General features: G+C 68.7%; 16 protein-coding genes. 8 read left to right on the top strand and 8 right to left on the bottom strand.

What is annotated here, in order from left to right:
• Positions 1-2: 2 nt before the first annotated feature.
• From nuoK to DLJ53_RS15630, 4 genes are all read right to left on the bottom strand, one after another.
• Entirely contained in the window at positions 3-308 is a 306-nt protein-coding gene (gene nuoK / locus DLJ53_RS15615; protein WP_111346825.1) for an NADH-quinone oxidoreductase subunit NuoK, read from the bottom strand.
• The gene (locus tag DLJ53_RS15620) at positions 305-925 is read right to left on the bottom strand and encodes an NADH-quinone oxidoreductase subunit J (RefSeq protein ID WP_111346827.1); all 621 of its coding nucleotides are present in this window, start codon (positions 923-925) and stop codon (positions 305-307) included. Before DLJ53_RS15620 ends, nuoK begins: the two co-directional genes overlap by 4 nt.
• A gap of 124 nt (positions 926-1,049) precedes the next feature.
• Complete coding sequence (locus tag DLJ53_RS15625; RefSeq protein WP_111346829.1) at positions 1,050-2,171, bottom strand: S1C family serine protease; 1,122 nt, start codon at positions 2,169-2,171, stop codon at positions 1,050-1,052.
• Positions 2,172-2,322: 151 nt separating this feature from the next.
• Complete coding sequence (locus DLJ53_RS15630; RefSeq protein ID WP_111346831.1) at positions 2,323-3,300, bottom strand: ion transporter; 978 nt, start codon at positions 3,298-3,300, stop codon at positions 2,323-2,325.
• Positions 3,301-3,457: 157 nt separating this feature from the next.
• Between DLJ53_RS15630 and DLJ53_RS15635 the strand changes: the two genes are divergently transcribed.
• Positions 3,458-4,492, top strand: coding sequence for a Tim44 domain-containing protein (locus DLJ53_RS15635; RefSeq protein WP_111346833.1), 1,035 nt, complete (start codon positions 3,458-3,460; stop codon positions 4,490-4,492).
• A gap of 288 nt (positions 4,493-4,780) precedes the next feature.
• The gene (locus DLJ53_RS34735; RefSeq protein ID WP_146619972.1) at positions 4,781-4,984 is read left to right on the top strand and encodes a hypothetical protein; all 204 of its coding nucleotides are present in this window, start codon (positions 4,781-4,783) and stop codon (positions 4,982-4,984) included.
• A 449-nt stretch (positions 4,985-5,433) separates the two neighbouring features.
• Here the strand turns inward: DLJ53_RS34735 and DLJ53_RS15640 are convergent, their stop codons facing one another.
• Together DLJ53_RS15640 and purB are read right to left on the bottom strand one after the other, a co-directional pair.
• Positions 5,434-5,748, bottom strand: coding sequence for a hypothetical protein (locus DLJ53_RS15640; protein ID WP_146619973.1), 315 nt, complete (start codon positions 5,746-5,748; stop codon positions 5,434-5,436).
• A 108-nt stretch (positions 5,749-5,856) separates the two neighbouring features.
• A complete protein-coding gene (purB, locus tag DLJ53_RS15645; protein ID WP_111346837.1) occupies positions 5,857-7,161 on the bottom strand; it encodes an adenylosuccinate lyase in 1,305 nt (434 codons plus the stop codon).
• A 494-nt stretch (positions 7,162-7,655) separates the two neighbouring features.
• On the opposite strand from purB, the gene DLJ53_RS15650 reads away from it, so the two are divergent.
• The 6 genes from DLJ53_RS15650 to DLJ53_RS15675 all read left to right on the top strand — a co-directional run bounded on the left by DLJ53_RS15650 (position 7,656) and on the right by DLJ53_RS15675 (position 15,066).
• Entirely contained in the window at positions 7,656-8,006 is a 351-nt protein-coding gene (locus DLJ53_RS15650) for a helix-turn-helix domain-containing protein (protein ID WP_162409253.1), read from the top strand.
• An 82-nt stretch (positions 8,007-8,088) separates the two neighbouring features.
• Positions 8,089-8,835 carry a hypothetical protein gene (locus DLJ53_RS15655; RefSeq protein WP_111346841.1) on the top strand — a complete coding sequence of 249 codons (747 nt, stop codon included), beginning with the start codon at positions 8,089-8,091 and terminating at the stop codon, positions 8,833-8,835.
• The gene (locus tag DLJ53_RS15660; RefSeq protein WP_226582164.1) at positions 8,832-9,812 is read left to right on the top strand and encodes an ELM1/GtrOC1 family putative glycosyltransferase; all 981 of its coding nucleotides are present in this window, start codon (positions 8,832-8,834) and stop codon (positions 9,810-9,812) included. The genes DLJ53_RS15655 and DLJ53_RS15660 overlap by 4 nt, the downstream gene beginning before the upstream one ends.
• 193 nt (positions 9,813-10,005) lie before the next feature.
• Positions 10,006-11,193: an efflux RND transporter periplasmic adaptor subunit gene (locus tag DLJ53_RS15665; RefSeq protein ID WP_111346845.1), complete on the top strand. Its 1,188-nt coding sequence runs from the start codon at positions 10,006-10,008 to the stop codon at positions 11,191-11,193.
• Positions 11,193-14,291, top strand: coding sequence for an efflux RND transporter permease subunit (locus DLJ53_RS15670; RefSeq protein WP_111346847.1), 3,099 nt, complete (start codon positions 11,193-11,195; stop codon positions 14,289-14,291). Before DLJ53_RS15665 ends, DLJ53_RS15670 begins: the two co-directional genes overlap by 1 nt.
• A 163-nt stretch (positions 14,292-14,454) precedes the next feature.
• A complete protein-coding gene (locus DLJ53_RS15675) occupies positions 14,455-15,066 on the top strand; it encodes a FecR family protein (protein WP_111346849.1) in 612 nt (203 codons plus the stop codon).
• Positions 15,067-15,141: 75 nt separating this feature from the next.
• Here the strand turns inward: DLJ53_RS15675 and DLJ53_RS15680 are convergent, their stop codons facing one another.
• Positions 15,142-17,220 (bottom strand): CHASE2 domain-containing protein, encoded by a 2,079-nt coding sequence (locus DLJ53_RS15680; protein ID WP_111346851.1) that lies wholly within the window; start codon positions 17,218-17,220, stop codon positions 15,142-15,144.
• Positions 17,217-17,918, bottom strand: a complete 702-nt coding sequence (locus tag DLJ53_RS35205; RefSeq protein WP_162409257.1) for a Crp/Fnr family transcriptional regulator — start codon at positions 17,916-17,918, stop codon at positions 17,217-17,219. Before DLJ53_RS35205 ends, DLJ53_RS15680 begins: the two co-directional genes overlap by 4 nt.
• Positions 17,919-18,169 lie beyond the last annotated feature (251 nt).

An 18,169-nucleotide genomic window follows, 5' to 3' on the forward strand; every position in this document is an offset into this window, starting at 1 on the left:
GGTCAGCCCTTCAGCGTGTCGATGTCCTCAACCGCGATGGAACCGCGGTTTCGGAAGAAGGCAACGAGGATGGCGAGGCCGATCGCGGCCTCCGCCGCCGCCACCGTCAGGACGAAGAGCGCGAAGACCTGGCCGACCAGGTCGTTGAGCTCCGCCGAGAAGGCGACGAAGTTGATGTTCACGGCGAGGAGGATCAGCTCAATCGACATCAGGATGACGATGACGTTCTTGCGATTGAGAAAAATGCCAAACACACCGATGACGAGAAGGATCGCCGAGACGGTCAGGTAGTTCGAGATGTCAATCACAGTTGCAGCCCCCTGCCGGATGCGACGTCCCGCACCTCGATCGACTCCTCGCGGGTCCGCTGGACCTGCGCACCGATATTCTGCCGCTTTGCAATCTCCCGGTGCCGCAGCGTCAGGACGATGGCTCCGATCATCGCAACCAGCAGGATGAGTCCGCACACCTGGAAGTAGAAGGCGTAGCGCGTGTAGAGCACGAGGCCGAGCGCCTCCGTGTTCGAGATCTCCGTCGGCGGCGGGATGGGCACGACCACCTGATCGGCGACGGTCGGCGCCAGCGTGTAGGCCCCCAGGACGAGGATCAGCTCGACGAGCAGAACCACGCCGACCAGCGCCCCGACGGGCAGGTACTGCATGACGCCCTGCCGCAGTTCGGCAAAGTCGACATCCAGCATCATGACCACGAAGAGGAACAGGACGAGGACCGCGCCGACGTACACCACGATTAGGATCAGCGCGAGGAATTCGGCCCCGGTCATCATGAAGATACCGGCGCCGTTGAGGAATGCGAGGATCAGGAACAGAACAGAGTGAACCGGATTTCGCGACGAGATGACCATCAGCGCCGAGGCCACCATGACCACGGCAAAGAGGTAGAAGAACAGAGATGCAATTGTCATCAGTCTCTCGCGCGGCACGAACGTGACGGAGTGCGGCCTAACAGCGACCCAAGCGGATACGCCCTCTTAGCGGACGCCAAGTAGCGCGTCCACCGCCCCGATCGCTGCGATCCCCTCTTGACCATTATCGCGCCGCTTGCAAGGGGATCTCAACCTTGACGCGAGCACGGTTGCGTAAAACGGTGAGTTGTACCTTGTCCCCCGCCCGGCGGCGGTCGAGGGCGGCGCGCAGATCGGTCGTGTCGTCGAGCGGCTCGTCGTCGAGGGCGACGATCACGTCCCCCGGCACGACCGCGCCGTCGGGGGTCAGCCGGGCCGGCACGAGGCCGGCGTCCGCGGCCGGTGTCCCCGCATCAACGCCCAGGACCAGCACGCCTTTAACCCCCTGACGCGCAAGGATCTCGTCCGCCCTCGGGTCCGACGACACACCGAGGACCGGAGGCCGGTAGCGCCCCGAGGAGAGGATCTGCGGCACCACGCGATTGACGGTGTCGACCGGCACCGAGAAGCCGATCCCTGCATTAGAACCAGAAGGACTATAGATTGCGGTGTTCATGCCGATGAGGCGCCCCGCACTGTCGATCAACGGTCCACCGGAATTTCCGGGGTTGATCGCCGCATCGGTCTGAATCAACCCGCGAATCAGCCCTCCGCTGTCGTTCGGGAGCTCGCGGTCGAGCGCGGAGATGATCCCGGTGGTCAGCGTCCAGTCGAGGCCGAACGGGTTGCCGATGGCCAGAACCGACTGCCCGACCTTGAGATCGCCGCTGGTGCCGATGGGCAGGACCGGCAGGTCCGCGTCCCGGACGTCGATCCGCAGCACCGCGATGTCGTGGGTCGGATCGGCCCCCACCAGGTGCGCGTCGAACACTCGCCCGTCCGCCAGGCGGACCGTCGCCGAGGAGGCGCCCTGGATCACGTGGTTGTTGGTGACGACGTGGCCGGCCTTGTCCCAGATGAAGCCCGACCCGGTGCCGCGCGGCACGTCGTAGGCGTTGCGGGACCAGTAGTCGACGACGCGGCGCGAGGTGGAGATGGAGACGACGCTGTCCCGGCTCCCCTCGAACGCCTCGATCGTCGAGGTCTCCGCGTCGGAGAGAGCGCCGCGCGGGCTGACGACTCGCGGCTCGACGGACGACTGGAGCAGCGCCACGCGAAGCGCCGGACCGAGATGCCAGGCGAGGATGACGACGGCCGCACACGCCGCGATGACGAGCAGCCTGCGGTTAAAGGGATCGTTTTGCATGGACGGATCAACGGTTGGTTCTCGAGACCGAACGGAAGGTCCCGGCCGATTGTCACCGCATCGGCACCGTTCTGTCCCGTTACGTTCCGTCCACGTGCCGCCGGCGGCACTCGCCGGCACGCGGAAATGGCGGCTTCGCCGGGCCGGAGCGTCAGCCGCCCCGACGCTCAGTGGCCTCGCTCCCGGCTGGCGCCGCGTCGCCGGAACGGGGCGGCTTGCCGGCCGGATGGCCATGCTCCGATCCGCCCTCCCCGCCGTCCGAAGCGCCCAGGGCGCCTTGAGGTCCGGCGCCGTGCGGATGCTTGGAGTGGACCTCCTCGGACAGGGCCGTCGCGACGAGCCCGGTCGGCACCGCGATGACGCCGAGGGCGAGGATGAGGACGATGCCGGTGAAGATGCGCCCGCCCACCGTCACCGGATAGACGTCGCCGTAGCCGACCGTCGTCAGCGTCACGATCGCCCACCACATCGCCTGCGGGATCGAGGAGAAGGCCTCCGGCTGCGCGTCGCGCTCCAGATAGTAGATGGCGCTGGCACAGAGATAGAGGACGACGATGGCGATGCCGGCGAAGACGATCAACTCCGCCGAGACCCGCGCCACCGCCCGCCCCAGCCGGTCGAACGCCCGCACGTAACGCATCAGCTTGAAGAGCCGCAGGATGCGGAATGCGCGCAGCGCCCGCAGCGAGCGCACGTCGTAGCCCATGAGAAGGAGTGTCGGCGCCACCGACATGAAGTCGACGATCCCGTAGAATGAGAAGACGTAGCCGAGCCGCCTGGGCGCCGCGTAGACGCGCAGCACGTACTCGACCGAGAACAGCGCGATCACGATCCACTCCTCGATGATGAGCGCCCGGTGCAGCCATGCCGGGATGCCCTTCATCGTCTCCACCGCGATGGAGACGACCGAGATGATGATCAGCGCCTGGATGGCGAAGGCGACGGCCCGTCCGAACACGGGGTCGTAACCGTCGAGGATCGCCTGGATCCGCCGACGTGTCCTGCTCCTGCGGTCGGACTCGACCGCCGGGTCGGTGACTTCCTCCAGATTTTCCTCCTGCCGTTGCGTGCCGACGCCGGACCCGCCCGATCGAGACGGCGCCACCGAATGCGGCGGGCCCCATGTCATTCCGTGGCCCTCGCCGGCGTCAAGCGCGCAGGCGCGCTCCCCCCTCCTTTGCGTGCGTTGCGTCAGGAATAACTACCCCTGCGCGCAAATGCCGAATTTGTGTGCGCCCGTTTCGATGCCCATATGCCAGCAAACCGACCCCCTCACCGAGGTGACTATGCGCTTCTTCAATTCCATGAAGGCCCTGCTGGCCCTGGCCGTGATCGGCATGAGCGTTTCGCTCGTGGCCGTCGATCACGCCGAAGCCCGCCGCGGTGGCTCGTTCGGCAGCAGGGGTGCCCGCACCTACAGCGCGCCCTCGCCGACCACCACCGCGCCCCGGACGACGAGCCCCGTGAACCGCTCCATGACGCCGCAGCAGCAAGGCACCCCCGCCTCGCAGGCCGCGCGCGGCACGCAGGGCGCACAGCAGGGTCGCCGCGGCATGTTCGGCGGTCTCGCCGGCGGCCTCCTGGGCGGCCTCATGCTGGGCGGCCTCATCGGCATGCTGATGGGCAACGGCCTCGGCGGCATGGCCGGCTTCCTCGGCCTCATCCTCCAGGTCGGTATCGCGATTCTCGTGGTGTCGCTCATCATGCGCTGGTTCCGCAGCCGCCAGCAGCCGTCCTACGCCGGCGCGAACGGCCCGCAGCGCTACGACGAGCCGCCCCAGCCGCAGAACGACATGCGCTACAGCGCCAATGAGAGCGCGTCCGCCGGCGGCGGCGCCTCCTACGGCGCAGGCTCCGGCCTCGGCGGCTCGTCGGGTCTGGGCGGCGGCGCGGCCATGCCCCCGTCCGGCGGCGGCGACGAGATCGGCCTCACCGAGCAGGACTACGACGCGTTCGAGCAGCTCCTGACGGAGGTCCAGGCCGCGTTCACCCGCGAGGACTACGCGGGCCTGCGCGACCGCTGCACGCCGGAAATCGTCTCCTTCCTCTCCGAGGAGCTCAGCCAGAACGCGGTGAACGGACTGCGCAACGAGGTGCTGGACGTCAAACTCCTCGAGGGCGACCTCTCGGAAGCCTGGCGCGAGGGCAACGACGAGTACGCCACGGTGGCGATGCGCTACGAGAGCATCGACATCATGCGCGACCGCGAGAGCGGGGAGATTCGCGAGGGCGAATCGCACCCGACCGAGACCGTCGAGCTCTGGACGTTCGTGCGCCCGATGGGCGGTTCCTGGAAGCTGTCGGCCATCCAGGAGGCCTGAGCCCTCCGCCATTTCAGGCCATTCGGCCCTGCTGACACGAAAGCGGCGCTCCGGCGCCGCTTTTTTTTGTCCTCCCCCTCGCCAAGCGACACGCTCTGCGACAGTTTAATGACACTCCCCCGCATAAAAGACGCACACGGTGCGGACACAAGAATGTCATTGCGCATTGAGTGCGCTTTTGCTATATACAGGATCAGCCGCGGGGTTGTCCCGCGGCGGTATCGCAGTGGCGGGGGCGGAGTGAACACGACACCGCCCACGCGACCCCGGTGATCAATGGAGGGCCTCATGTGGAAGTTTCTTTTCCTCGCGAACTACGAGGGCCGTCTGGACCGGAGTTACGCGGACAACGGTTTTGAAGGGGCCCGCCGGGCCAACCGTGCGCGCGAAGACGACGAGCGTCGTGCCCGTCGCCTGACGAGCGCCGGTGGCGGGCGTGCCGCTCACCCGCGAGGACTCACGCTGGTTCGGAGCCCGAACGAGGTTCGCTGAGCGAACCTGAAGCGCGATCCGGCTGGGCCGCACCCCGGCCCGGCCGGATCATTTCCGCCCGCTAAGGCGGGGCATCACGCGGCATAGCGGTGAAGGACGATCCGGCCCCGGAACGACAGTTGGCAGAGGCGCAGGCCTCCCCTCAGGCCGCACCGCAACGCACCCCGCGACCCGGAAGACACTCCCGACCACGACGGCAGCACCCACCGGCCCGGCCATCGCGCCCGAGGTCGTCGTCCCGGCCGTCAGCCCTGCCTCATTCTCAAGTCATTGAATCGGTGGGGGAGCCGGTCCGGCTCTCACGCCTGCGAACGCGCCGCCCGCAGACGCCTCGCTCAACGCGGGGCAGGACGCGCGACCGTGCGCGCTGCGACCCGCAACGGGGCGGAACGCGATGTGGATCGGGCGCGGCGGGCCGTGACCAGCCGCGCCCGGACTGCCAGACGCCTTCAGCGCTGACGGCAGCTGTACTGCACGAGCGTGGAGGTGACGACCGAACTGGTCCTCATCTTCCAGGCCTCGCACTCCGACTCGTCCGGGAAGCAGCCCACGAACGAGACCGGCATGCTGTTGCCAGCGATCCCCTCGGCATTACCGGCGACGCGTCCGATCCAGGGGAAGTTCGGATGCTCGTCGCAGTTGGGCGCGCTGTCCCGGATCCGCGTGAGGTCGGCCGGAGACAGAGCCTCCTGCGCACTGACCGCCGTCACACCGGCGGTCGCCAGCCCGAACGCCAGCGCCGCCACGATCGCTTTCCTAGCCATGGTCCTCAGGTCCTCCATTTGACCGCAGTGTCGCACAAAAACGGCACCGCACCTTATGAAGGAGCACGTTCGCACGGCCTCAAGCACTCAAATCAAAGTTAGAATAATTTAATTTTTGATCACGCGTTCGAAGATGGTCTCCACGTGCCGCGTGTGGGCCTTGTCGTCGAAGGCGCTTGCGAGCGCCTCGGGTGTCAGCGTCCTGACGATGTCCTCGTCCGCCTCGACGAGGTCGCGGAAGACCCCCTCCCCGGCGTGGGCGCGCATCGCGTTGCGCTGGACCCAGCGGTACGCCTCCTCGCGGGCGACTCCGGCGACGGTGAGCGCCAGCAGCACCTGCTGGGAGTGGAAGAGCCCGCCGAGCTGGGCGAGGTTGGCGGCCATCCGGTCGGTCTTGACCACCAGCCCGTCGACGACGCCGGTGAGGCGCGACAGCGCGAAGTCGAGCGTGACAGTCGCGTCCGGGCCGATCATCCGCTCGACGGAGGAGTGCGAGATGTCCCGCTCGTGCCAGAGGGCGACGTTCTCCATCGCCGGCATCGCGTAGGCGCGGACCATGCGGGCGAGACCGGTGAGGTTCTCGGTCAGCACCGGGTTCTTCTTGTGCGGCATTGCGGAGGAGCCCTTCTGGCCCTTGCCGAACGCCTCTTCCGCCTCGCCGACCTCGGTGCGCTGCAGGTGGCGGATCTCGGTGGCAAGCCGCTCCACGCAGGACGCGACGACGCCGAGCGTCGCGAAGTACGCGGCGTGGCGGTCGCGCGGGATCACCTGAGTGGAGATCGGCTCCACGGTGAGGCCCATCTGGGCGGCGACGTGCGCCTCGACGCGCGGATCGATGTGAGCGAACGTTCCGACCGCGCCCGAGATGGCGCAGGTCGCGACCTCGGCCCGCGCCGCGACGAGACGGGTGTGGCAGCGGGAGAACTCGGCGTACGCCTGCGCAAGCTTCAGGCCGAAGGTGGTCGGCTCGGCGTGGATGCCGTGGCTGCGGCCGATGGTGGGGGTGAACTTGTGCTCGATGGCGCGGCGCTTGATCGCCGCGAGGAGCGCCTCGACGTCGCTGATGAGGAGGTCGCTGGCGCGCGCGAGCTGAACCGCGAGCGTGGTGTCGAGAACGTCGGAGGACGTCATGCCCTGATGCACGAACCGCGCGTCGGGCCCGACGATCTCGGCGAGGTGGGTGAGGAAGGCGATGACGTCGTGACGCGTCTCGCGCTCGATCTCGTCGATCCGGTCGACGTCGAAGGTGGCGGCGCCGCCGCGCTCGCGGATGTTGCGCGCCGCCTCCGCCGGAATGGCGCCGAGCTCGGCCATCGCGTCCGCGGCATGCGATTCGATCTCGAACCAGATGCGGAATTTTGTCTCAGGCGACCAGATGTTCGCCATTTCGGGGCGGCTGTATCTCGGGATCATGGGCTCTCCTTGTCCGCCCCTGGGGTTTGGGCCGGGTCAATCAGTTGCCCATCACAAAGAGGGAATGTGCGCTGAGAACAAGACCGCGGAGCTCAATCCACGCCATCCTTTTTTGGATGGCCGATTCCCGCTGCAGCCCCGTCCTCCGCCGATCCGCGACGAATTGCCGGCATGAAAACGGCGGCAAAATGACCGTCGCGCCGGAAATTCTTATTCGCATCAAAAAAAATTATGCAACGACTCCATATATCGGCAGTCTGACGGGCGTATCGTTCATGCTGGCCGGGAGAGGCCGACGCGGCGATTTCTAAAGAAATTCAGGGGCGAACGTGTGAGGTTCGCAACGCACGGTCAGGCGCACGATCGGAAATTCGGCCATAGGTTGCCTGCAAATTTGTCTATGTTAAGATTTCCGAACCTGTTCTGTCACGATAGAGGCTTTCGTTCCCTTGCGCCGATGGCACAATGGCCGAAGCGATGACGAGGACGTAGACTTGCAGAACCAAATCAGCCCCATAGACGTCAGCGACTGGCGGTTGCGATTGCGGAGCTGCCTCGCAGCAAGCGGCAAGACACGATCCCAGGTGTGCAGCGAAGCTGGGCTCAACCCGGCGTATTTAACCCAAATCCTGGAGCAGAAAGGGGCCACGCCCCGCATCGACAACCTCCAGAAGTTGGCCAATGTGCTCCAGACCACGGTCACATATCTGGTCGACGGCGTGGATATGGGTCCGGAGGCGACCGAGTGTCTCTCCCTCTACACGGCGATGACGCCCGAACGTCGGGACGCCGTGATGTGCATCATGCGCGACATGGCAGCCCGCTCGTCCATGATCGACGCTTGAAAGTTGCGCCCGGACGGCCCATCCGTTGCCGGGGCGCCGAATCGATGTTGCTTTTCCTGGACCGGCGGCCTCAAGAGGGGTCATGAAAGCCGCGCCACAAACCGTCGTGTGCATGAAGTGGGGCACCGCTTACGGGTCCGACTATGCCAACACACTCTTCAACATGGTGCGGCGCCACACCGCCCGGCCCCTTCGCTTCATCTGCTTCACCGATGACACGCGCGGTCTCGATCCGGCGATCGAGACCCAGCCGCTGCCGCCGATCGACCTGCCGGCGACCCACATCAAGAAGGCCTGGCGCAAGATCGCGCTGACCCAGAAGGACGTCGGCGGCCTCAGCGGCAACATCCTCTTCCTCGACCTCGACGTCGTCGTCACCGGCAACATCGACGACTTCTTCGACTTCGAGCCGGATGCCACGTACTGCGTCATCGAGAACTGGACCCAGAAGGGCTCGGGGATCGGCAACACGTCCGTGTTCCGCCTCACTGTGGGCGCCCACACCGAGGTCTACGAGACGCTGATGTCGGACCCCGCCGGCACCGTCGCCCGGCACCCCAACAGCCAGACCTACAAGTCGCGCACGATCAGCTCGAAGCTGTTCTGGCCGCGTCCGTGGTGTGTCTCCTTCAAGCACTCGCTGATGCCGCCCTTCCCACTGAATTACGTGGTGACGCCGCGGCTCAGCCCCGGCGCCAAGGTCGTCTGCTTCACCGGCTACCCCAACCCGGACCACGCCAGGGACGGCGTCTGGCCGGAGAAGACCTGGTACAAGCGGATCCACAAGCACGTCCGCCCGGTGCCCTGGATCGCGCAGCATTGGCAGTGACGCGGGTCATCGTTCTGACCGACGGGGTCGCCGGTCACGACCGCACGTCGGCCGGCGTCCTCGCCGCGCTGGCCCGTCACCGCACGCTCGACACCAGGTGGATCGCGATGCGCGAACGGCGGCCGATGTCGCGCCGCCTCCACCGCATCACCGCCGCTATGCGTGCCCCCCAGGCATGGCTGAAGCGCAACGTGGACCTCGCCGAGGCGCCGCCGGAGACGGCCGACATCGTCGTCTCCACCGGCCCGTCGACGGCCGCCACGAACATCGCCCTCGCCCGCCTGCTCGGCGCGAAGAACATCTACTGCGGCTTTGCCAAGCGGCCGCAGTTCGGCGTCACCGCGCTCCTCACGCCGGTCCCGTCCTCGGCCCGCTGCGCCATCCTGACGCCGCGGCCGACCGACATCGACGCCACGGCGCTGCGCCAGCCGACGCCGCTGCGCGAGCCCGGGCCGAAGCGTCTCGCGCTGCTCTTCGGCGGGGAATCGAAGCACTACGCCTACACCGAGCGGGACATGCTGACCCTCGCGCGGGCGCTGCGCGGGATCCTCGACGCGGAGCCCGAGTGGTCGCTGATCGCGTTCGATTCGCGCCGCACGTCGACCGCGCTCTTCGAGACGTTCGCCACCACACTCGCCCCGGACGGCGAGCGGGTGCGCGTCGTACGCTACGCCGAGGCGGGCCTTGCCTCCAACACCGAGGCGTTCGAGGCCGACATCGTCCTCGTCACCGCCGACAGCCTCTCGATGGTCACCGAGGCGGTGGCTTCCGGGCGGCCGACCCTCGTCATCGCCGCCGACGACTACCTCGGCCCGCGGCGCGACCGGAGCGAGCTCGACGCGCTCGAGCAGCAGCGCCTGATCGCCCGCACCCGCTTCGGCGCGCTCGACCGCAAGTCCCTGACTTTGCCGCCGGCTCCGCCGCCGCAGTCGCAGCCGGTCGCCCTCAGCGCCATCCTCGCGTCCCGCGGCCTGTAGCCGCGCGACAGGGGCCTGCCTTGGCCCGCCCCGTGCATCGTTGCTATCCGCGCTCACCGGCTGGTGATTTCAGCCCGCATTCATCTTGTCACGCGATGCTGCAATGCCGTTGCCGGTGTCCCCAAACTGGCGCAATAGTTGATCAAGGTGGCCGAATGGCCCGCCGGGCCGCGCGCTCGGCCTGGAGGCATGCATGAGCGTCTCACGACAACTGGTCCTGCTGCTGTTCCTGGCTGTCGCCGGCGGACTGGGATACATGATGTATCAGGAGCGCCCGGCCGCAACGGAAAGCGCCGACGCCGGAGGCCAGTCGGGAGCGCCCCGGCCCGCCGCCGCGGTCGACGTCGCGACCGCTGCGACGCGCGTCCTGGAGCGCTCGGTCGAGGCGGTCGGCACCACGCGCGCCCTCCAGTCGGTCGACATCGTGCCGCTCACCGACGGCCGCCTCGTCGAGCTCAACATCACGCCGGGCGCCGCGATCGACAGGGGCGACGTGATCGCAAGGCTCGACCCGGGCATCGAGCAGGCGACGCTCGCCGAAGCCGAGGCGACGCTTGCCGAGCGCACCGCCGCGCTCGACCGCTCGACAACGTTGCGCCAGACCAACGCCTCAACGGTGAGCCAGGCGACCCTCGACAGCCTCAAGGCCGAGGTCGCGGCGGCCGAAGCCGCCGTCCAGCGCGCCCGGCACAACCTGCAGGACCGGACGATCTCCGCCCCATTCTCGGGCGTCCTCGGCATGCGCGCGGTCGACCTCGGCGCGCGCGTCGAGACGTCGATGGTCCTGACCACGCTCGACGACCTCTCGGAGGTGGAGATCGAGTTCCGCCTGCCGGAGACGGTCTACGGCCAGATCCACATCGGCCAGCGCATCCACGCCGAGAGCGCCGCCTTTCCGGGCCGCACCTTCAGCGGTTCCGTCGCCGCGATCGACAGCCGCATCGATTCGGTGAGCCGCTCCTTCCGCGTCCACGCCCGCCTTCCCAACGAGGACCGGGTGCTTCCGGTCGGCATGTTCATGCGCCTCGACCTCGCGCTCGACGACCGCCATGCCGTCGTGGTTCCCGAGGAGGCCGTGATGGTCGAGGGCGGCAAGACCGAGATCTTCGTGGTCGTCGACGGCGTGGCCGAGCTGCGCTCGATCGAGACGGGCCTGCGGCGAGCCGGCATCGTCGAGGTGCTCGACGGCGTGGCGGACGGCGACACCGTCGTCAGCCGCGGCATCCAGTCCGTGCGCGACGGCGGCGCGGTGAGGATCATCAGCCGCATTCCCCTCCCCGGCCATTCCACCGAGATCGAGGTGCCGGGGACGGCCGACGCGCCCGCATCGCCCGCCGCCGCGGCCAACCCTGAACCGGCCGGCACGGGGAGCCGCACCTAGTGCTGTCCGACCTCGCCATCCGCCGCCCGGTGCTCGCGGCGGTCGTCAGCCTCCTCATCATGGTCTTCGGCATCGGTGCCCTGACGGGACTGCCGATCCGCGAGCTGCCGGACATCGACACGGCCGTCGTCACCGTGCGCACCGAGTACACCGGTGCCTCGCCGGAGATCATCGACACCGACATCACCGAGATTCTGGAAGCCTCGATCTCCGGGATCTCCGGCATCAAGACGCTCTCGTCGCAGTCCCGCCGCGGCCGGTCGTCCATCACCATCGAGTTCGAGGTCGGCCGCAACATCGACGAGGCCGCCAACGACGTGCGTGACGCCGTCGCCCGCGTGCGCGGCGACCTGCCCGACGACGTGGAGGAGCCGCAGGTCGTCAAGTCCGACGCGGACGGCGACCCGGTCATGCGCCTCGCCGTCACCTCGACGCGCATGACGCCGGCCGAGATCACCGACTATCTCGACCGCTACGTCGTCGACCGCCTCGCCACCGTGAACGGCGTCGCGTCCATCGACCTTTACGGCGACCGGCCCTTCGCCGTTCGCATCTGGCTCGACCGGCGCGCGATGGCCGCACGCAACCTCACCGTCGCGGACATCACCACTGCGCTGCAGCGCGCCAACGTCGAGCTTCCCGCCGGCGAGATCGAATCGACCGCGCGCCAGCTCCAGGTCCGCCTCAACAGCCGGCTGCCGACCGTCGAGGCGTTCGCCAACGTCACCGTCGACCGGGTCGAGGGCTACCCGATCCGCCTGTCCGACGTCGCCCGCGTCATCCCCGGCGTCTCCGACGACACCACCATCGTGCGCTCGGACGGCAAGCCCGCCGTCGGGATGTCCGTCATCCGCCAGAGCCAGTCCAACACCATCGCCATCAGCCAGGGCATCCGCTCCGAGATCGAGGCGATGAAGCCGTCGCTGCCACGCGGCATGGAGATCACCGTCGGTTCGGACGACGCGATCTTCGTCGGCGCCTCCATCAAGGAGGTGGTCACCGCGCTCGGCATGTCGCTCCTCCTCGTGGTGGCGGTGATCCTGGCGTTCCTGCGCTCCTGGCGCGCGACGCTCATTCCGGCCATCACCATCCCCATCGCCCTCATCGGCACCTTCATGCTGATCGGTGCGATGGGCTTCTCGATCAACGTCCTGACGCTCCTCGCCCTGCTCCTCGCCATCGGCCTCGTGGTCGACGACGCGATCGTGGTGCTGGAGAACATCCAGCGACGGATCGACAACGGCGAGTCCGTGCTCGTCGCGTCCGTGCTCGGATCGCGGCAGGTGACCTTCGCGGTCATCGCCACGTCGCTGACGCTGATCGCGGTGTTCGTGCCCATCTCCTTCCTCGGCGGTCAGGTCGGGCGTCTTTTCACGGAGTTCGGCTTCGTGATGGCGAGCGCGGTGCTGATCTCCACGTTCGTTGCGCTGACGGCCTGCCCCGCCCTCGCCTCCAAGGTGTTGCGCAAGGACATGGGCGTCTCGGAAGGCTCCGAGGGACGGGTGCTGCGCGGCTTCCGCAGGATCGTCAGCACTGCTCTCTCGTTGCCGCTGATCGTGATCGCCGCCGCCATCGGCATCGCCGTCGTGGGCGGCGTCGTCTACCAGACCATCCCGTCGGAGCTGACCCCGCGGGAGGACCGCGGCGTCGCCTTCGTGCCGCTGACCGCCCCCGTCGGCGCGACGGTCAACTTCACCGACGAGGCTGCGCAGCAGGTGGAGGCGATCGCCGAGCCGCTGCTCCAGTCCGGCGACGTCGCGACGATCTTCACGCTGTCCGGCTCCTGGGGACGCGCCAACCGCTCGTTCGTCGTCCTGCGCCTCTCCGACTGGGAGAACCGCGACCGCTCCGCCCAGGAGATCGCCGCCGCGCTCCGCCCCGGCATGAGCGGGGTCACCGCCGCCCGCGGCTTCCCGATCACCCCGTCCGGACTCGGCCTCCGGGGCAACCGCACGCCGCTGCAGGTCGTCGTCTCCGGGCCGGACTTCCCGAGCGTGCAGCGCTGGGCGGCGACGCTTCTGGAAGAGGCACAGGCGAACCCGAACCTGCAGAACATGGAGATGGACTACGAGGAGAATCAGCCGCAGCTCGACATCACTGTCGACCGCCAGCGCGCCGACGACCTCGGCGTCTCCATCGAGACCATCGCCTCCTCGCTGCAGACCCTCCTCGCCTCGCGCGAGGTGACGAACTTCGTCTACCGCGGCCGCGAATACCCGGTTCTCCTCCAGGCCGAGCGGAACGACCGCTCCTCGCCCTCGGACATCGACTTCATCTTCGTGCGCGCCGGGGACGGGACGAGCCTCGTCCCGCTCTCCACCCTCGTCAGCATCAAGGAGAGCTCGGCGGCGTCCGAGCTTCGCCGCTTCGACCGCCTCCCGTCGATCACCATCGAGGGCGCGGTCGCCGACAACTACACGCTCGGCGAGGCGATCGCGTTCATGAAGGACGCGGCCGCGCGGACGCTTCCGCCCGAGGCCCGGATCAGCCTCAGCGGCCAGTCGCAGCAGTTCGAGGAGACCTCGAGCGGCGCCGCCTTCACCTTCGGCCTCGCCCTCCTCATCGTCTTCCTGGTGCTCGCCGCGCAGTTCGAGAGCTTCGTCCACCCGCTGACGATCATGCTGACGGTGCCGCTCGGCGTCGCGGGCGCGGTGTTCTCGATGGCGCTCGCGGGACTGACGTTCAACATCTACAGCCAGATCGGCATCATCCTGCTGATCGGCCTGATGGCGAAGAACGGCATCCTCATCGTCGAGTTCGCCAACCAGCTCCGCGACGAGGGCATGTCGGTGCGCGAGGCTGTGCTGGAGGCGACGGTGCTGCGCCTGCGCCCGATCGTGATGACGATCGTCTCCACCGTCCTGGGCGCCGTGCCGCTGGTGCTCGCCACCGGCGCGGGCGCGGAGAGCCGTATCGCCATCGGCACGGTGATCGTCGGCGGACTGGTCGTCTCGGGCGTCCTCACGCTGGTCGTGACGCCCGTGCTGTACGACCTCCTCGCGCGCCTGACGCAGCCGCGGTCGGCCATCGAACGGGCGCTCAACGCGGAACTCTCGTCCCTCTCCAAGCCGCGCGATCACACCGCCCCGGCTGAATAATACCCAAATTCCGGTACAATCCTTCCCCGCGCTCGGCTCTGCGGCCGGATGCGGGGTGGCCCGGCCGGGCGTGCTCGCCAGCACAGCGGAGCGCGGACCGGTTCATACGTTCGGTTTCGGGGCCATCGTCGTATTGCCCAATCCAAGGAGTCCTTTTGTGCGGATGACATTCAGCAGGCGCACGATCCTCGCCTTCCTCGCGGCCATCGGCTCCGGCGTCGCCTTTCCGCGCTTCGGCCAGGCGGCGGAGAGGGCCGGCGCCGTCAACGATCTCACCGGCAAGGCGACCGCCACTGCCGAAGGCGCTGAGGCGCGCAGCCTGAAGATCGACGATCCGATCCACCTTTCCGAGACCGTGCGCACGGGTGTCGAGGCCCGTGCCGTCCTCGGCCTCGGCCAGCGCACCGTCCTCAACCTCGGCTCCGACACTGAGGTGCGCATCGACCGCTACGTGGTCGACGCTGGCGGCGAGCTGACCCTCGGCGGCGGCGCGATCCTCTTCAGCCGCGATGGGCCGCCCGCCGACGACACGCTGTCGATCAGCTCCGAGTACGGGCTCATCGTGGTGCGCGGAACGACGTTCTTCGCCGGTCCGAGCCGGGATGTCTTCGGCGTGTTCGTCGAGACGGGCCGCGTCAGCGTCACGGGTGGCGGCAAGACCGTCTCCGTCGGCCCCGGCGAAGGAACCAACATCGCCGAGCCCGGGGCGGAACCGACCGACCCGGTCGAGTGGGGTCAGGGCCGTATCGACGAGGCGCTCGCGAGCGTCCGCTGACGCCGGCGGCCGGGCCGGGCGCCGCCGCGCGGCGATGCGCCGTGGAGCCCGGTCCCGGCTCACGAGGCTCCATGCTCAGGAGGCGATGCGGGGCTCCTCGCCCGCCAGCAGGGCGCGGTAGGCCTGCGGCGTCAGCTTGTCGATGACGAGAGGGGTGGCCGACAGGGCCGCCACCGCCCGCCGGACCTCGGCCTTCTCGTCCTCGCCCGTTTCCTCCGGCCAGACGGTGTGCAGCGCCAGCGGTTCGGGGAAGCCGCGCACGATGAACCGGCCGAGCGGCTTCAGGTCCAGCGCCAGACGCTCCGCCGTTCCCGGCCCGATCACGATCTGCGTTCCCAGGAACTTGTTGGCCTGCTCGAACCGCGATGCCGCGTTCACCGCCGCGCCGTGGGCGGTGTAGTCGAGCTTTCGTGCGCCGCCCACGTCGCCGACGATCGCCCGCCCGGTGTCGAGCCCGATGCGGGTGCGCCCGAGGCCGAGGAGCCGCGCCTCCGGCGTGGCCTCGAACCGTGCGCTCGCCTCGGCCAGCGCCAGCGCGCAATCGAGCGCCCACTGCGGGTGATTCGGCAGGTCCACGGGCACGTTGAACAGGACGTTCATGCTGTCGCCGATGAGCTTGGCGACCATCCCCTCGTGCGCGACCGCAACGCTGGTGATGACGTCGTAGTAGGCGTCGAGAAGGCCGATCAGCGCCTCCGGCTCGGCGGCCGAGGTCATCGCCGAGAAGCCCTCGATGTCGGTGAAGAGCGCCGTCACCTCGCGTGCCTCGCCCTTGAGGCGGATGGTGTCCGGGCTCGCCGCGATGCGCCGCACCACCGCCGGCGAGAGGTGCTGCTCGAACGCGGCCTGCACCCGGCGCGCCTGGCGCCGCGCCTGCGCTGCCACCAGGAGCGAGCCGAGCGCGAAGGTGATCGTCGCGCTCGCGGCCGGAAGGATCGGGTCGACGAGGACCATCGAGACCGTCGCCACGGAGGCGCCCGCGATCCACGCGAGCGCCAGCGCCCCGATGACGATCGCCCCGGTGAGCGGTGCGAGGAACCGGGCCGCGAGAAGCGCCAGGACGGACGCGACGGCGACCGCCACCCGCTCCCACGTCAGCGCGTCGTCGGCGCGGATCGGGAAGGCTCCGGCGGACATCTGCGCGTAGCCGTCGGCCTGGAGGTCGATGCTGGGAACGAGCGATCCGTCCGCGCCGGTGCGCAGGCCGCCGAGCTCCGGCGCCGAGCTTCCCAGGATCACCGCCCTGCCGGCGAGGCGCGCGATCTCGGCCGCGTTCCCGGCGATGACGTCCGCAGCGCTCACGTGACGGGCGGCGCGATCGGCCCGCGAGACCGGGATGAGGCGCATCAGCCCGCCCGTTCCCAGCGGGACCCGACGCTCGCCGACCTGCATGACGTCGGCGTCCGGGTCGATCAGGATCGGCGGGGCGCCCTGTGCGTTCCGCTGCAGCTCGACGGCGAGGCCCGGTAGCGCCTGCCGCCCGGCGACGACGAGGAGTGGTACATTGCGGATCGTCCCGTCGAGGCTGCCGGGCAGCGCCAGCGCCCCGAAGCCCGCCGCGCCGTCCCTCAGCGCCGCGATGGGGCCGGCGATTCCCTCGCTGCGCCACAGCCCGTCCGCCACGAACGTGCCGCGCACGATGATCGGCGGCGAGCGCACCGGCGTCCCCTCCTGCGGCGCGAGGCCGACACCCAGCACGGTCGGAATTCTCGCCATGGCCTTTGCGAGGCTGGTGTCCCCGTCGGCCAGTGTCGCCGGATCGACGTCGAGCGGAACGCCGAATTCGGTGAGACGGCGCGCGAGTCCTGCGGGGGAGCGGTCGTCCGGCTCGTCGAGGAGGATGTCGATGGCGAGCGCCTTGCCGCCCGCGTCGGCGATGGCGCCCACCAGCGTCGCAAGGTCGGCGCGCGGCCACGGCCACGCCCCGACCTCCGAGAGGGAGCGGCGGTCGATGTCGACCACCACCGGCTCGTCGATGGTCGTGACGCCGGCGAGCGCGGTGAGCTGGTCGAAGGTGCGCTCACGCAGGGTGTTGCCGCCGGTCGTCCCGGAATAGGCCGCGAGGACCAGCGTCACGAGCGCCGCGATGGCGACGAGGCCGAGGTCCGTCGTGCCCCGGGCGCGGGCGCGCTCGATGGCCCGCCAGGCATTCACTCGTCGGCCAGTCGCGCCACCGCGGGTTCGTCGATCACGACGAGCGTCGCGCCTTCCGCGCGGAGGATGCCGGAGCGGGACAATTTGGCGATCTGGCGGCTGGCGTTCTCGCGCGAGAGGCCGAGATAGGCGCCGAGGTCGGTCTGGTTGGCGGCGAGGTCGATCACCACACCGTTCGCCGTGCGCCGCCCGTACGCCTGGCAGAGGCGCAGGAGGCCGCCGGCGAACCGCGCGTCGAGTTTACGCATGTTGGTCTCGACGATGTCGGAGGTCGCGCGCAGCTTCTCGCACAGAATGCCGACGACCTCGACCAGCGCGTCGGGCGATTCGCGCAGCGCCGGCATCAGGTCCCTCCGGTCGATGCGGAAGATCTCCCCAGCCTCGATCATGGAGGCCGACGCCGTCCGGGGGCCGCCGTCCAGGACGGCGATCTCGCCGACGAGGTCGCCGCCACGCAGGAAGTTCAGCACCACCTCGCGGCCCTCGCCGGTGGTATTGTGCACCTTTACCGTGCCGCTGATGACGACGTGGAGCGCGTCGCCCGGATCGTCCCGCTGGAAAAGACGCTCACCCTTGGCGTAGCGGATCGCTCGACCGTGCATCACCACCCGGTCGATCGCGACCTCCTCCATCGCCCCGATGAACGTATTCGCCACCAGGAAGGCCCGCACTGGACTGGAGCGAACTACAGTCGCCATGTGAAACTTCTCCGCAAAAGCGTCACCTAAATAGGCTAAGATCGTCATATTAGCCATGTCCATACTTATGGGAACCACACCCGGAGGGGTCATCGGGCGCTGAAATTGCGGCGCGGTGGGCTTGCTCGCGGACCCCGTGTCGCCCAAACACGGTGGCGCGCCCTGCCGCCGGCACGGTCGTCGCCCCGCAGTCATGACGTCGAGGAGACCCTTGCAGAACCTTGCCGGCCGTCCGGGTCCATCGCGCCCAG

Source organism: Acuticoccus sediminis (genome assembly GCF_003258595.1).
Taxonomy (GTDB): domain Bacteria; phylum Pseudomonadota; class Alphaproteobacteria; order Rhizobiales; family Amorphaceae; genus Acuticoccus; species Acuticoccus sediminis.

Bases quoted from the DNA above. Each gene is read 5' to 3' on its own strand.
- DLJ53_RS15620 (WP_111346827.1), bottom strand. From the start codon at position 925: ATGACAATTGCATCTCTGTTCTTCTACCTCTTTGCCGTGGTCATGGTG.
- DLJ53_RS15625 (WP_111346829.1), bottom strand. From the start codon at position 2,171: ATGCAAAACGATCCCTTTAACCGCAGGCTGCTCGTCATCGCGGCGTGT.
- DLJ53_RS15630 (WP_111346831.1), bottom strand. From the start codon at position 3,300: ATGACATGGGGCCCGCCGCATTCGGTGGCGCCGTCTCGATCGGGCGGG.
- DLJ53_RS15635 (WP_111346833.1), top strand. From the start codon at position 3,458: ATGCGCTTCTTCAATTCCATGAAGGCCCTGCTGGCCCTGGCCGTGATC.
- DLJ53_RS34735 (WP_146619972.1), top strand. From the start codon at position 4,781: ATGTGGAAGTTTCTTTTCCTCGCGAACTACGAGGGCCGTCTGGACCGG.
- DLJ53_RS15640 (WP_146619973.1), bottom strand. From the start codon at position 5,748: ATGGCTAGGAAAGCGATCGTGGCGGCGCTGGCGTTCGGGCTGGCGACC.
- purB (WP_111346837.1), bottom strand. From the start codon at position 7,161: ATGATCCCGAGATACAGCCGCCCCGAAATGGCGAACATCTGGTCGCCT.
- DLJ53_RS15655 (WP_111346841.1), top strand. From the start codon at position 8,089: ATGAAAGCCGCGCCACAAACCGTCGTGTGCATGAAGTGGGGCACCGCT.
- DLJ53_RS15665 (WP_111346845.1), top strand. From the start codon at position 10,006: ATGAGCGTCTCACGACAACTGGTCCTGCTGCTGTTCCTGGCTGTCGCC.
- DLJ53_RS15675 (WP_111346849.1), top strand. From the start codon at position 14,455: ATGACATTCAGCAGGCGCACGATCCTCGCCTTCCTCGCGGCCATCGGC.
- DLJ53_RS35205 (WP_162409257.1), bottom strand. From the start codon at position 17,918: ATGGCGACTGTAGTTCGCTCCAGTCCAGTGCGGGCCTTCCTGGTGGCG.